Source organism: Nonomuraea sp. NPDC004186 (genome assembly GCF_053603495.1).
This window is the reverse complement of the sequence record NZ_JBSGFQ010000002.1, coordinates 180397-193508: the sequence shown is the minus strand read 5'-3', so window position 1 is coordinate 193508 and position 13112 is coordinate 180397. Positions and strand designations below refer to the sequence as shown.

Annotated in this window: 14 protein-coding genes; 9 read left to right on the top strand and 5 right to left on the bottom strand. The window is 71.4% G+C overall.

The annotated features are described in order from the left end of the window. The first annotated feature begins 25 nt into the window (after positions 1-25). Positions 26-286: a hypothetical protein gene (locus ACWEPL_RS02515; RefSeq protein WP_363976312.1), complete on the top strand. Its 261-nt coding sequence runs from the start codon at positions 26-28 to the stop codon at positions 284-286. A gap of 318 nt (positions 287-604) precedes the next feature. On the opposite strand, the gene ACWEPL_RS02510 is transcribed toward ACWEPL_RS02515, so the two are convergent. Beyond that, positions 605-1333, bottom strand: a complete 729-nt coding sequence (locus ACWEPL_RS02510) for a helix-turn-helix domain-containing protein (protein ID WP_452434810.1) — start codon at positions 1331-1333, stop codon at positions 605-607. 487 nt (positions 1334-1820) lie between these two features. Here ACWEPL_RS02510 and ACWEPL_RS02505 point away from each other — a divergent pair, with 487 nt between their 5' ends. Together ACWEPL_RS02505 and ACWEPL_RS02500 are read left to right on the top strand one after the other, a co-directional pair. Continuing rightward, complete coding sequence (locus tag ACWEPL_RS02505) at positions 1821-2951, top strand: DUF418 domain-containing protein (protein ID WP_452434809.1); 1131 nt, start codon at positions 1821-1823, stop codon at positions 2949-2951. Between the two features lie 131 nt (positions 2952-3082). Further along, the gene (locus ACWEPL_RS02500) at positions 3083-3958 is read left to right on the top strand and encodes an oxidoreductase (protein ID WP_363976303.1); all 876 of its coding nucleotides are present in this window, start codon (positions 3083-3085) and stop codon (positions 3956-3958) included. On the opposite strand, the gene ACWEPL_RS02495 is transcribed toward ACWEPL_RS02500, so the two are convergent. From ACWEPL_RS02495 to ACWEPL_RS02485, 3 genes are all read right to left on the bottom strand, one after another. Next, positions 3938-5080 carry a helix-turn-helix domain-containing protein gene (locus tag ACWEPL_RS02495; protein ID WP_350729519.1) on the bottom strand — a complete coding sequence of 381 codons (1143 nt, stop codon included), beginning with the start codon at positions 5078-5080 and terminating at the stop codon, positions 3938-3940. The two genes, ACWEPL_RS02500 and ACWEPL_RS02495, sit on opposite strands and share 21 nt — an antisense overlap. Further along, entirely contained in the window at positions 5073-5834 is a 762-nt protein-coding gene (locus ACWEPL_RS02490; RefSeq protein ID WP_363976300.1) for a hypothetical protein, read from the bottom strand. The genes ACWEPL_RS02495 and ACWEPL_RS02490 overlap by 8 nt, the downstream gene beginning before the upstream one ends. Positions 5835-5976: 142 nt before the next feature. Next, the gene (locus ACWEPL_RS02485; RefSeq protein ID WP_452434807.1) at positions 5977-7983 is read right to left on the bottom strand and encodes a CehA/McbA family metallohydrolase; all 2007 of its coding nucleotides are present in this window, start codon (positions 7981-7983) and stop codon (positions 5977-5979) included. Positions 7984-8051: 68 nt separating this feature from the next. On the opposite strand from ACWEPL_RS02485, the gene ACWEPL_RS02480 reads away from it, so the two are divergent. Continuing rightward, positions 8052-8741 carry a rhodanese-like domain-containing protein gene (locus tag ACWEPL_RS02480; protein WP_363976294.1) on the top strand — a complete coding sequence of 230 codons (690 nt, stop codon included), beginning with the start codon at positions 8052-8054 and terminating at the stop codon, positions 8739-8741. A 6-nt stretch (positions 8742-8747) separates the two neighbouring features. On the opposite strand, the gene ACWEPL_RS02475 is transcribed toward ACWEPL_RS02480, so the two are convergent. Then, a complete protein-coding gene (locus ACWEPL_RS02475; RefSeq protein ID WP_350729526.1) occupies positions 8748-9032 on the bottom strand; it encodes a Fe-S cluster assembly protein HesB in 285 nt (94 codons plus the stop codon). A gap of 94 nt (positions 9033-9126) precedes the next feature. Here ACWEPL_RS02475 and ACWEPL_RS02470 point away from each other — a divergent pair, with 94 nt between their 5' ends. The 5 genes from ACWEPL_RS02470 to ACWEPL_RS02450 all read left to right on the top strand — a co-directional run bounded on the left by ACWEPL_RS02470 (position 9127) and on the right by ACWEPL_RS02450 (position 13087). Further along, positions 9127-9780: an endonuclease gene (locus ACWEPL_RS02470; RefSeq protein WP_363976291.1), complete on the top strand. Its 654-nt coding sequence runs from the start codon at positions 9127-9129 to the stop codon at positions 9778-9780. Positions 9781-9826: 46 nt separating this feature from the next. Further along, positions 9827-10600 carry an enoyl-CoA hydratase/isomerase family protein gene (locus ACWEPL_RS02465; RefSeq protein WP_452434804.1) on the top strand — a complete coding sequence of 258 codons (774 nt, stop codon included), beginning with the start codon at positions 9827-9829 and terminating at the stop codon, positions 10598-10600. A gap of 69 nt (positions 10601-10669) precedes the next feature. Continuing rightward, positions 10670-11032: a hypothetical protein gene (locus ACWEPL_RS02460; protein ID WP_452434802.1), complete on the top strand. Its 363-nt coding sequence runs from the start codon at positions 10670-10672 to the stop codon at positions 11030-11032. Continuing rightward, positions 11023-12228: a DUF6395 domain-containing protein gene (locus tag ACWEPL_RS02455; RefSeq protein WP_350729532.1), complete on the top strand. Its 1206-nt coding sequence runs from the start codon at positions 11023-11025 to the stop codon at positions 12226-12228. The genes ACWEPL_RS02460 and ACWEPL_RS02455 overlap by 10 nt, the downstream gene beginning before the upstream one ends. Positions 12229-12244: 16 nt before the next feature. Next, positions 12245-13087, top strand: coding sequence for a M55 family metallopeptidase (locus tag ACWEPL_RS02450; RefSeq protein ID WP_350729534.1), 843 nt, complete (start codon positions 12245-12247; stop codon positions 13085-13087). The last annotated feature ends 25 nt before the right edge of the window (positions 13088-13112 follow it).

Genomic DNA, 13112 nt, shown 5'->3' with positions numbered 1-13112 from the left:
TCTCGTCAGCTACGAAGGAAGCAACATGTACAAGCACGCTCTGACCGCGACCGCCATCGGCGCCGCTCTGCTCTCAGGCCCGGCCGCCACCGCCGACACCCTGCCGAAAGCCTGCGTGAAAATCCCGGTAACGGCCATCGCCCAGTCCTTCATGGACTTCGTCACTACGGGCGATGTGACCATTCCCATGGAAAAAATTGCGAAGGGAGACCAGATTTCCCCTTCTGACTTCTTCCGCGGCAAGCTGCTGAAAGACGTGACCATCCTGGAAAGAACGTCGTGTTGATTTGCCCGCCGCCTCGTTGAGTGTTTTCGTACCGCCTGCCGCTGTACCGGCTGAAGCGCCCTTGCGCCGGTCGCCATCGCGGGCCGGAGCTGCCCCTCGCATCGGCCCCATGTGAGCGGGTGAGCGGTTGCTTGCCGCAGGTCAGGCGATGGCGACGGCAACCCGAATCGGGCAGCCTCATCCAGGCCGAGCTCAGGCTCTCAGGCGCCGTCGTCAACGCCCGGCGTCGAGTTCGTGCGGATGGCGCATGACGTGACCGCGTCCACCCGCTGCATCGGCGACCGTGGCGGTGTCGCCGCGTCGACGGATCGCGTTGAATTACTCAGGGTTTTCGCGTGCTGGTGGGATCAAAAGGTGCTGCCAGCGTTCGGCCGTCTGGAGTATGTCCTCGCCGGTACGTCGAAGGAATTCGCCCACGAATTCACAGCGCGCTCCGGCCGGGGTCGTGGCGCCCAGGATGCGTGCCCCGTCGCGGGCGGTCTCGGCCAGCAAGAAGTTTCGCTGCGCACTCGCCAGAAACGACCGGTACCAAAGAGCGTTGTCGACGCTGTACAACTCGCGACGGCTCCGCGGGTCGCGGTCGCGCCTGATCAGCTCCTGTTCCTCCAGGTAGGCGACGGCGGTGGAGATCGAGGCGGGGCTGACCTGGAGGCGCTGGGCGAGGTCCTTGGCCGTGAGCGCGCCGGTGTCGGTGATGTATAGGCAGGCCAGGACCCTCGATGCCATCCGCTGCACACCCGTCTGCACCAGGGTCTCGACGAGACGCTCCGCGAATTCGCGCATCTCCTCGGGGTCGCGGCCGTACGCGCTGTTGGCGGCCGGGGGCGCTGATCGCGGGGTCTGCCGGCGGCGGCGGGCACGTCGTTCGGTCGCTTGGTGCGCCCGCTCGGCCCGGTACGCTCCGGGACCGCCGTTGCGGCTGACCTCCCGGCTGACGGTGGAGGTCGGCCTGGACAGGCGCCGGGCGATCTCGGCGTAGCCGAGCCCGTTCGCCAGGCCTGCGGCGATGTCCCGGCGGTCCTGTTGGGTCAACCTGCCTCCCGGCATCGGCGCTCGCCTCCTGGTGGTCCTGTCCCTGTGCTCTGGCGATCCAGTATTGCCTTCGATCGCACCCCATTGCAATAGAGGCAAGCTTGAGAGTTGCATTCAGCTTCAGGTCCATTGCAATTATTATCCCCATCTAGCTGCATGAATAGCGAGTTCTCGGCGCATGCCTGATTGACAAGAACTTAAACGCAACGTAGCTTTTTGCTTCGAATGAACGCGTACTATCGCGAATGGCGGGATGATGAAAAGCCCATCGTCATGCGGGTGCTGGGCCGGGGAAGCCTGTGCCGACGTCGTGACCGGTCGCGAGCGTGGGGCCGCTGACGCCGCTGACGGTCGAGCGCAGCAGCCGGTCGAACGCCCAGCGCCGTTGCTCGCGCCAGATCTCCGTCGAAGCGGCTCCCGGCGAGCCGTGGCCCCGCAGGACGTAGCAGCACCGTCAGGCCCGCAGCAGCGGCCCGGCACGCCGAACCGGAAGGAAACCGACATGACCCTCACGGCGCCCACCGGCGTGACAGCGAGAGCGCTGGCGCCGGATCTGGCACGCGGCTTCATGCTGCTGCTGATCGCCCTGTCACACGCGCCGGCGTTCGTCGGCGACTGGGACGCTGGGCCCGCCGCGCTTGACACCGCGGCGAAGTTCATCAAGTCGCTGCTCGCCGACAACCAGGCCCGCGACATGTTCGTGTTCCTGTTCGGCTACGGGCTCGGGCAGTTAGCCCACAGCCGGCAGGCCAGGGGCGGCGACTGGGCCTCGATCCGGAGCCTGCTGCGACGCCGGGCGCTCTGGCTGATCGTCATCGGCTTCCTGAACACGGTGGTGCTCGTGCCCATCGACATCATCGCGGTGTACGGGCTGACCCTGCTGGTGCTCGCTCCCCTTGTGCGAGCGCGGGATTCGGTGCTGTGGTGGACGGGCCTGCTGACGCTCGTCCCCGCGACCCTCCTGCTGGCCTGGCAGAGCGTGGTGGCCCAGGCGAAGCCGGTGGCCATGGCGGAGTTCATGGAGCCCACGTTCGCCGCGCACCTCGTCGCCGCCATTCCGTCCTGGCCGGTGGAGACCGCGATCTCCACCGTCATGGTGGTGCCGGGCATGATGCTGGGCATCTGGGCCGCCAGGCGCCGGTTCCTCGACGAGCCCGAGCGGCACCTGCCGCTGCTGCGCCGCGTCACCGTGGTGCTCATCGGCGTGGCAGTGGCGGGCAGGCTGCCCGCGGCGCTGCTCGCGGCCGGCGTGTGGACCCCCACCTCGGTCCCCTTCAGCTGGGCGGTCGCCGTGGCGCATGACCTGACCGGGTACGCGGGCGGCATCGGCATGGCCGCCGCCATCGGGCTCGTCGCGGTCAAGGTCCGGCGTGGCCGGCTCACCACGGCCCTGGCGGCGCTGGGGCAGCGGTCGTTGACGTTCTACCTGTTCCAAGCCGTGGTCTGGGTGGTGCTCTTCTACCCGTTCACGCTGGGCCTGCGAGACGGCGTGAGCTTCGCCGTCACCTTCGGGATCGCCGTCGGGGTCTGGCTGCTGTCGATCGTGCTGGCCGAGTGGCTGCGCGCCGTCGGCCACCGGGGCCCGGCGGAGGTGTTCCTCCGGCGGATGTCGTACGGCCGCCCCAAGCGGTGAGGCGGCCAGGTTGTGCGTGGAAGGTGACCAAGGCGAGGTCCGACCAGGGTCCTGCGACGCTGGAACAGCGGGTACTCCCCCCTGGAGCAGGCACGTTGCAGAGTGTCCACGGAATGAGAGGAAATCATGAAATGTCGGATAAGGCGCTGACGCTTGCGGACGACCTCACCCTCAACCGCATGGGCTACGGCGCCATGCAACTGGCCGGCCCCGGCGTCTTCGGTCCGCCCCAAGACCGCGACCAGGCCATCGCCGTGCTTCGCGAAGCCCTCGAACTGGGGATCAACCACATCGACACCAGCGACTTCTACGGCCCCGCGGTCGTCAACGAGCTCATCAGGGAGGCCCTGCACCCGTACCCGGCAGACCTGCGCATCGTCACCAAGGTCGGCGCGCGCCGCGGTCCCCAGGGGGAGTGGATGCCCGCTCAGGACCCCGCGGACCTCAAGGTCGCGGTGCACGAGAACCTCCGGCACCTCGGCCTGGACGTCCTCGACGTCGTCAACCTGCGCGTGGTCACGCACGAGGGCACCACCGACGAGTCGCTCGCGGAGCAGTTCGGGGCTCTGGCGGAGCTGCGCGAGGAGGGGCTGATCCGCCACCTCGGCCTCAGCGCCGTCTCCACGGCCCAGCTCACCGAGGCCCGGTCCATCGCACCCGTCGTCACCGTGCAGAACCTCTACAACGTGGCGAACCGGCAGGACGACGCCCTCGTCGAGCGGTGCGCCGCCGAGAACATCGCCTACGCGCCGTTCTTCCCCCTGGGCGGTTTCACCCCGCTCCAGTCGGAGACGCTCCGGAACGTGGCCGCCCGCCTGGGCGTCTCACCCCAGCAGGTCGCCCTGGCCTGGCTGCTGCAGCGCTCGGCCACCATCGTCCTCATCCCGGGGACCTCGTCCCCGGCCCATCTCCGCGAGAACGTCGCCGCCGCCGACCTGGTCCTGCCCCCGGACGCGGTCGCGGAGCTGGACGCCATCGGCGCGGGGCTAGAGGACGAGCTTCAGTGAGGGCCGCTGGTCGGGCAGGCCGATCAACTCGCGTACGCGGGTGATGGGCCAGGCCAGCTCCCGGGCGAGGGTAGCGGCGGTCAGGTCGCTCTCGCGGGTGGCCAGGTCGAAGGCGTGGGCGAGCAGGACCGGCTGCTCGCCGGGGTAGCCGGAGACGGGCTCGTTGGTGAAGCCCGGCTGGTCGCGCAGGGCGGCCAGGCGCTGGTAGGCGCGGCCGGCGGCGGAGTCGGAGATCAGCCCGGTCTCGCGGCACCGGTAGAGCAGCGAGTCGACCGACACCCCCCATGTCCGCCGCAGCTCGGCGAGCTTGCGCAGGTCGGCCCGTTGCGGCAGCTGCGGCAGGATGCTGCCGCGCGGCGTGAGGAACTCGGCCGCGAACGCGTCGGCCTCGCGCTCCTGATGGCTGTCACCGGCCGCCGTGTCGCCGTGCAGGACGAGGTGGCCCAGCTCGTGGGCGGCGGTGAAGCGGTGGCGGTAGATGTCGTCGAACCGGTTGGGGGTCAGCACGACGATCGGCCGCGGCAGGCTGGAGGTGGAGAACGCGTCGACGGTGACCGCGTCGGGGTCGTGGCGGGGGAAGGCGACGACGATGCCGTGGGACTCCATGTGGCGTACGAGGTGGCTGACCGGGCCGGTGCCGAGCCCCCAGTGGGCCCGCAGCGCGCGGGCCGCGCCCGCCGGGTCGCGCGGCAGCGCCGAGTGCATCTCGCCGCCCGCGAACCCGGGCAGGTCGACGGCCGGCAGCTGGATCCGCTTCTCCAGCGCGTACGTCAGCTCCCACACCTGCTCGACGAAGGCCACGGCCTTGGCCCGCTGGTAGGCGCGGGTGGAACGCAGGCTGCGGAAGTGGGCCATGGAGCCGTCGAGCTTGCCGTGCGGCCGTCCGGGCAGGAAGAAGGCCATCGGCACGGCCAGCGCCTCGGCCAGCAGCGGGACCAGGTCGGGGCGCGGGCGGGTGACGCCCGCCTCGTACTGCCCGACCGCGGCGGGGGAGACGCCGAGGAGCTCGGCCACCTCCTTCTTGGTGAGCGCGGCCAGATGGCGGGCCTGGGTGAGGCGGGTGGCGTCGAACGCGTCGGCGACGGCTTGGGGGGTCGGCGCGCCGGTCTTGAATTCACTCACCGCCGGCGGCTTCTGCCCTGGTGATCGGTACGGCTTCGCTGACGGGCGCCGTGAGCCGCCCGGCCCCGGTGCGGGGGTTGAGCGCCGGGGTGGGCAGGGCGCCCTGGTCGAACGCGGCCGGCTGCGCCCCGGACTGCCCGGCCGTCGTCGCGTCCTGGGCCAGGGGGATCGGCTCGCACACGTGCCAGCGCAGGCTGCCGGTGCGGTCGAGCAACTCGGCCTCGCCCCACCAGGCGTCGAGCAGCCCCGCGTGCGCGTTGCACGCGTACGCGATCAGCACCAGGCTCGTGTCGTCGGGCAGGTCGGACAGCGCCTCGGCCACCGGCACCGCCTGCGGCGCGAGGTCGTGCAGCGAGAGCTGCCGCATCCGCGGCTCGGGCCCGAACCGGTTGAACAGCGCCTGCACCAGCGCCGACGGGCGGCCCTCGCCGATGCGCGCGCTCATCACGCCGATCGAGCGGTCCTTGGCATAGCGGAACGGGAACAGCAGCTTGCCGTCGAGCACCACCAGCTCGTGGGGGGACCCGGCGGGCTTGATGATCCGCACGTCGCCCATGTCCTCGAACGCCTTGGCCAGCGCCTCGAACTTGCGCGACATGAGCGTGAACCCGAACGGGTGCGTGTGCTCGGTCTGCGCGGCCGTCTGGGCGTCGCGGGCGTTGTCGAGCGCGACCGACAGCGCCTCGGCGATCGCCTGTCTGATCGCCGGCACCCGCTGCCCGAACGTGTCACGGGCCCACTGCGACTCCAGCATGCGCCGACCTCCGAACGCTTCGCCCGGCGGCGACCGGGGACCGGAGCCGCTTCAGTTTCCAACATCATAGACCCGCCACGACTTCACGAAGCCACTCCGCCGACACGCGCGTGTCGCGGGTCTCGCCTAGGGAAGCCGGGCCCTAGGGAAGTCGGGCGCGGTAGACGGCCCTGGCGCGCTCGTACAGCTCCAGGTGGTCGTCCAGCTGGGCGGGCGTCTCGAACGTGCCGTACCGCCGCAGCAGGACCTCCAGCCGGTCCAGCCACGCCAGGCACCAGCGCACGTCCGCCTCCCTGGCCACGTGCCCGCCCGCGACGTCCACGTACACCGGGCTGCTGTGCGCGTACGCCCCCGACCGGTGCACGGTGCGCGGGTGGGGCCCGCCCGAGGCCACCGCGACCACGTACGTCGGCTCGCCCGCCGTCATCGACGCGACCAGCCGCCCCGGCGGCCCCTGCGCCAGGACGCCGTCGGCGGTGCGGATCTCCAGCGACTCGACCTCGGGCCCGATCGAGGAGACCACGATCTCGACCCGCTGCCCGGGTGCCAGCTCCAGCGTGTCGCCCGGCCCGTGCCCGTTCACGGTCAGCTCCAGCCACGGCCCGGTGGTGGCGAACGTGCGGCCGAGCAGGATCGCCTCGGCGTAGGACTCGGCGGTGAGCGGGCCCGCGACATTGGCGTACACCCGCTCCCACCCCGGCGGGCTGGACGCGGTGCCGCGGCGGCAGAAGGACAGCACGGCGTCGGTGCCCGCGGTGACCGTGAGCCTGTTGCCCGCGCCGATCAGGCGGCGGAAGACGGTGGCGGTGGCCGCGAGCGAGGAGTGGTTGAGCACGTCGAGCGTGTCGATCAGGCCGAGCGCGGCGTCCGCGACGATCTCCCTGGCCGCGCAGTTGCGGCCGGTGTTGAGGATCACGTCCGGCGGGTCGTCGTCGGAGAACGCCGTGTGGAACGGGTGCCCGTACCCCGTCACCCCGCCGAGCCGGCGCAGCTCCTCCAGTGCGACCGAGTTCGGCGGCCAGTCGACCGTGCCCTCGAACCCCGCGTGGTAGCGGCTCGGCGGCTCCCGCAGGCCGAACGCGGTCAGGTGGCCGACGACGTCGTTGCGGTACTCGACGCCGAGCCTGGCCAGGTGCCTGTCGTCGGACCAGGGCAGGTCCTTGCCCACCCAGTGCTCCAGCGCCTCGACGTCGTAGACGCGCCCGCTCGCGACGTTGCCCGCCACGAGGTTGAGCACGTGCAGGTCCTCGCCGTGCTGCGCCGCCGCGGCCAGCTCGGGCGCGGCGGGCTCCTCGCCCATCCAGTTGAGGTGCACGTGCAGGTCGCCGCCGTACCAGCCGCGGGCCGCCGCGTCGTACAGGCGCTCGGGGGCCAGCTCGACCAGCGTCTCCGCGCCCGCCTCGGGGGTGATCACGACCTCGGACGAGGTGTACTCCATGCCCCTGGCCACCGCCACCGTGACCGGCTCGGCGGGCACGGCGATCACGAGGTCGTCGCCGTGGAAGAACGGCCTGCGGTGGACGTCCACCTTGGGCGGGGCGCCCTCGGGGTACCAGCCCTGCCCGCCGGCTCCCGTCACGCTCCACCGGCACGGGAACCCCGCCCGCACCCTGATCGTGGCGGCCTCCGCCCGCCTGCGCAGCGGCGACAGGTCCACGGGCTCCCCGTTCACGCTGACGTCCCGCTCCAGGCCGGCCACCCGGGCGCCATGGGGAGGCACCTCGTACGGCGTGCCGTCCACGACGACCGTGACCGGCTCGTCCACGCTGGAGTCGAGGAGCAGCGACGTACGGAAGGGCCGGTCGTCCAGCACCACCCGGGTGACGGCCTCCAGCGCGAACCCCTCGGGGGTCAGGCGCAGCGCGGCCAGGTTGTCCAGCACGTCGCCCGCCAGCGCGTCCCGCACCGCCCGCTCCGGATCCACCTCGTCGAGATGGTCCTCGGCCTCCTCCGGGGAATATCGCCCGGCGAGCTGGCGCAGCCCCGCGCCCCAGTAGTTGTGGCGGCGGTCGAGGAAGACGGTGGCCCAGGCCTGGACGACGTACGGGATGGGCGGCTCGCCCCAGCAGGGGCCGTGCGCGTCCCGCAGCTCACGGTAGTCGGCCAGCGCGCGGGCCACGGAGGCGGGCAGCAGCGGATCGTCACACATCGGGCACTCCCTGAATAGGACGCCTCGTCATCGTGACACGAATCGCCGTCTGAGGGCAGGGGGAGGCCATGACGAACATCATCGATCGCGAAGCCGTGCGGGACCTGGTCGCCAACCGGCGGGCCCAGCTCGTGGAGGTGCTGCCGGAGAAGGAATACGCGTGGGCGCACCTGCCCGGGGCCGTGCACCTGCCGCTCGCCGCGATGCGCACATCCGCCGGCGAGCTGGATCCGGCGCGGCCGGTCGTCGTCTACTGCCACGACTGGCTCTGCGACCTGAGCCCGCGGGCCGCCCACCGGCTCGACCACCTCGGGTTCGAGCACGTGTACGACTACCGGCAGGGCAAGATGGACTGGCTCTCCGCGGACCTGCCCTACGAGGGCACGGCCACGCTGGTGTCGCGGCACCTGCGCCGCGACCCCGTGAGGGCCGCCCTCGGCGACCCCCTGGACGAGATCACCGAGCGCATCATCGCCGACCCGGCCGGGCTGGCGGTCGTCGTGGACGACGACGACGTGGTCCAGGGCGTCATCGGCTCGCGCGAGCTCAAGGGCGCCGATCTGAACGGCGTCGCCGAGCGGGCCATGCGGGTCGGCGTGACCGCCGTACGGCCGAGCGAGGAGCTCGAACCGCTGGTCCGGCGCATGGACCGGGCCAAGGTGGACCACGTCGTCGTCACCCGGGTGGATGGGACGCTGGTGGGCCTGTTCGGGCTGGGCGACGTGCGCCCGCCCGAGACCGGACCCGATTTCGGCTGAGCCCTGTCAGGCCCGCCGACCCAGCCGGAACATCGGCTGCCCCGGCGCGCCCGGCTGCGCGTCGAGCGCCTTGTCGTCGAGGATCTCGACCACGTCCTCGGCGACGAAGACGCGGACGTTCTCCTTCTCGACGACCTGGTCACTCGCCTCCGGTGTGCTCGTCAGCGAGAGCTCCAGCGTTCCCGCCTCGTCGGGCTTCGGGGAGATGCGCAGGCCCGCGTCGGCGGGCACGTCCTCTCCGACCATCAGATCGCGGATCGCCTCGACGGCGTTGTCAGTCAAGGTCAGCACGGCTAGCTCCTTCGCAGTCGCCAACCCTCCGCCTCCCCAGCGACCTCCACCCCAAACCCGGCATGTCACGACACGCCCCGGGTAGCGGGCGGGCATGGGCAAGACCGAGAAAGCCGTCGTGGACGTGCTGCTCGACCGATTCGGCCGGACGTTCGCCCGCGAGGCCGGCATCAAACTCGCCGACCAGCCGAAGCCCCTCTACCAGCTGCTCGTCCTGGCCACGCTGCTCAGCGCGCGCATCTCGGCCGAGGTCGCCGTCGCGGGCGCCAGGGAGCTGTTCGGGGCCGGGTACGGCACGCCGAAGGCCATGCGGGAGGCGAGCTGGCAGGACCGGGTGGACGCGCTGGACCGCGGCCACTACGTCCGCTACGACGAACGGACCTCGACGATGCTGGGCAAGGGCGCCGAACTGCTCCTCGATCGCTGGAAGGGCGATCTGCGCCGCCTGCGCGAGGAGGCCGGCGGCGACGACCGCAGGATCGCGGCGCTGCTGACGGAGTTCCCGGGCATCGGCCCGACGGGGGCCGACATCTTCCTGCGCGAGGTCCAGGCCGTGTGGCCCCAGGTCGCGCCGCACCTGGACCAGCGGGTGCTGGAGGGTGCGGGCAAGCTCGGGCTGCCCCGCCAGGCGCGTCCGCTGGCCGCGCTGGCCCACTCCGGCGACGAGCTGGCCCGGCTGTCGGCGGCGCTCGTCCGCGCCTCCCGCAGCAGGAAGACGGTGGACGAGGTGATCTCAGCCGCCCGTTGACCGTGGCTGCCATGGACGAACGCGATCACTCTGTTAGGTTCGGCTCATGGGTGAGTTTGTGAGCGTCGAGGTGGCCGACCAGATCGCCACGATCCGTCTTGACCGTCCGAAGATGAACGCCCTCAACATGCAGGTCCAGCGGGAGATCGTCGAGGCGGCCCGCGAGGTGGACGCCGACCCGCAGGTGCAGGCCGTGATCGTCTACGGCGGCGAGAAGGTCTTCGCCGCGGGCGTGGACATCAAGGAAATGGCCGACATGTCCTACGCCGACATGGCCGCCCACTCCCGTACGCTCCAGGCCTGCTTCACCGAGGTCGCGCGGATCGGCAAGCCGGTCATCGCCGCCGTCACCGGCTACGCGCTGGGCGGCGGCTGCGAGCTCGCCCTCTGCGCCGACTTCAGGGTCGCGGGGGAGTCGGCCAAGCTGGGCCAGCCGGAGGTCCTGCTCGGCCTCATCCCCGGCGCGGGCGGCACCCAGCGCCTGCCCCGCCTGATCGGCCCGGCGCGGGCGAAGGACCTGATCTTCACGGGCCGCCACGTGCCCGCCGCCGAGGCCCTCGACCTGGGCCTGGTGGACCGGGTGGTGCCCGACGAGCAGGTCTACACGGCCGCCCTTGAGTGGGCGGCCACGTTCGTCGGCGGCCCCTCGGTAGCGCTCCGCGCCGCCAAGCAGGCGGTCGATCAGGGTCTGGAGGCCGACCTCGACACGGGGCTCGAGATCGAGCGCCTGCAGTTCTCCGGACTGTTCGCCACGGACGACGCCAAGATCGGCATGCGGGCCTTCTCGGAGAAGGCCAAGCCCAAGTTCACCGGTCGCTGAAAAGGGAAAGTCGACCCATTCGAACGGCTCGTCCTATGGGGCGCGGGTTTGCCAGTATGGTGGCGTTTCATGATGCGCGTCCTGGTCCCTGCGCGGCTCCGGAAGGCCGTGCGTACGTGGTTCGACTCCCGCTACATCTCCATTTCCGACCACCGTCAGGACATCAGGGACGCGCTCTGGGAGGTCCAGACGGTCCGGCGGGAGATGGCCACCCTCCAGAGCGAGGTGGAGCGGCTCAGGAACGCCCGCCCGACCGGCTCCGGGATCGGCAGGGCCGACAAGGCGAAGCTCGACGACACCCACCGGCTCGCCCAGGAGACGGCGAAGGCGCTGGACGGCGTGCTCCAGAACGAGGTCCTGGTCTGGCAGGCCATCGACGACCTCCGCTCCGGAAGCGCTTCCGGGCAACCGGGGGAGCAGCCGTGCGCGTGACCTGGACCGGCACGAGCCTGACCTTCCGCCTCGACGCGGAGGACGAGATCACGGGCAAGGCCTCCGACGAGCACCCCATCAAGCTGGCCATCAACTCCTGCTCCATCGGCGGCGTCCCCGGCGACGCCCACCCGGACCTCTTCGCCGTCGCCGCCTGGACGGTCGTGGCGCCGTGGACGAGGAAGCGCATCTCCTTCGACCGCGCCATCTCGGCCGACCTCGCCGACGCCCTGCACTCCGGGTGGGGCGTCGAGGCCGGTCCGGTGGGGGCCGAGCCGCGCCGCCCCGGGGCCCGGCTCGCGATCTCGTACAGCGGCGGCGCGGACTCCGTGGCGGCGGCCACCGTCTACCCGCAGGCGCCGTTCGTGCATTTCCGCCGGGTGCCGCACCCGCGCGTCCCCAACCGCTGGTCCCACTACCGGTCGGACGTCCTGGCCAAGCTCGCCGCCAAGACCGGGCGCGAGCTGAGCACGGTCACCTCCGACCTGGAGTTCACCCTGGCCGAGCCGCGTCCCGGCTACCCGGAGCACCACGCGGTCGCGGCCGGCGCGCTGCTGCTCGCCGACCAGCTGGACCTCGGCGGGCTGGGCTTCGGCTACGAGCTCGGCTCGCGCTGGCTCGGCGGGGGCCGTTACCTGTGGCGCTACACGCCCGACAACCCCATGTGGTCGCCGCACGGCAGGTGGGGCCGGCTGTTCGCCGCCGCCGGCGTGCACATCGTGCTCCCCGTCGGCGGGGTGAGCGAGGCGACGACGATGCGCCTGGCCCTGGGGTCCGACCTCAAGGACTACGTGCGCTGGTGCCTGCGCGGCACCGACGGCCCGTGCCGTACCTGCGGGAAGTGCCTCTACAAGGAGCTCATCCAGGCGGCCGTCGAGCGCCGCCCCCTCGACACCCCCATCACCGCCGACCGTCCTGTCGCGCAGAAGTACCTCAAGAAGCCGCCGTACGGGGGGCAGGAGATGATCGAGTACGGGTTCGCCCGCGTCCCCGGCATCGAGAACACGCTCTTCGCCAAGGCGCTCGACTACTTCGACGTCTCGGAGGAGTCGACGGCCTGGCTGGACCGCTGCTACCCGCGGGCCCTGGCCGAGATCCCGGACCGGTGGCGCGAGGAGGCCACGGCGTTCGTCGAGAAGCACGTGGGGCTCATGACGGAGGACGAGGTCCGGCGGGTGGAGACATGGGGCGCTTGATGAGGAGTGGGAACGCGTGAAGGTTTATCTGTCCGTCGACATGGAGGGCGTCACGGGGCTGACCGACCCCGAGGAGATGCACGCCGGCAAGCGTGGGTACGAGCGCGGCTGCGAGCTGATGACGGCCGACGCGAACGCCGCCATCGAGGGGGCCTTCGACGCCGGGGCGGCCGGCGTCCTGGTCAACGACGCCCACGGCTCCACCAAGAACCTCCGGATCGACCTGCTCGACCCGCGCGCCAGCCTCATCCGCGGCCCGGGCAAGGCGCAGCGGATGGCCCAGGGGCTCGACGGCTCGTTCCAGGCGGCGTGCTTCGTCGGCTACCACGCCCGCGCGGGTGTGCCGCACGGCGTGCTCAACCACACCTGGATGGGCAAGGAGATCCAGAACGTCTACCTGAACGGCGAGCTGTGCGGCGAGACCAGGCTCGTGGCGGCGTGCGCCGGGTTCCACGGGGTGCCGGTCGTGCTGGTGGCCGGGGACGAGGCCGTCGGGGAAGAGGCGCGCGAGCTGCTCGGCGACGTCGAGACGGTCGCGGTGAAGAAGGGGATCGACAAGTTCTCCGCCGAGTTGCTGCCGCCGAGCGTCGCCCAGGCAAGGATCCGTGAGGCGACGGCTCGTGCGCTCAACCGGTTGAGCGACTTCACGCCTTATGCGGTGGCTGCGCCGTACACGCTCGGGGTGGAGTGGAACTCCACCGCCATCGCGGCCGCCGTGGCGCTGATCCCGGGCGTGAAGTCGGTGGGGCCGCGGCACATCGAGTTCACGACGGACGACTTCGCCCAGGTCATGGCCCTGTTCGGCATCTTCGCCACCATCGGCGGCCAGATCGCCTGCGGCAGCGGCCCGTACGGCTGACCCCGGACGTATGGTGCGGAGCGGT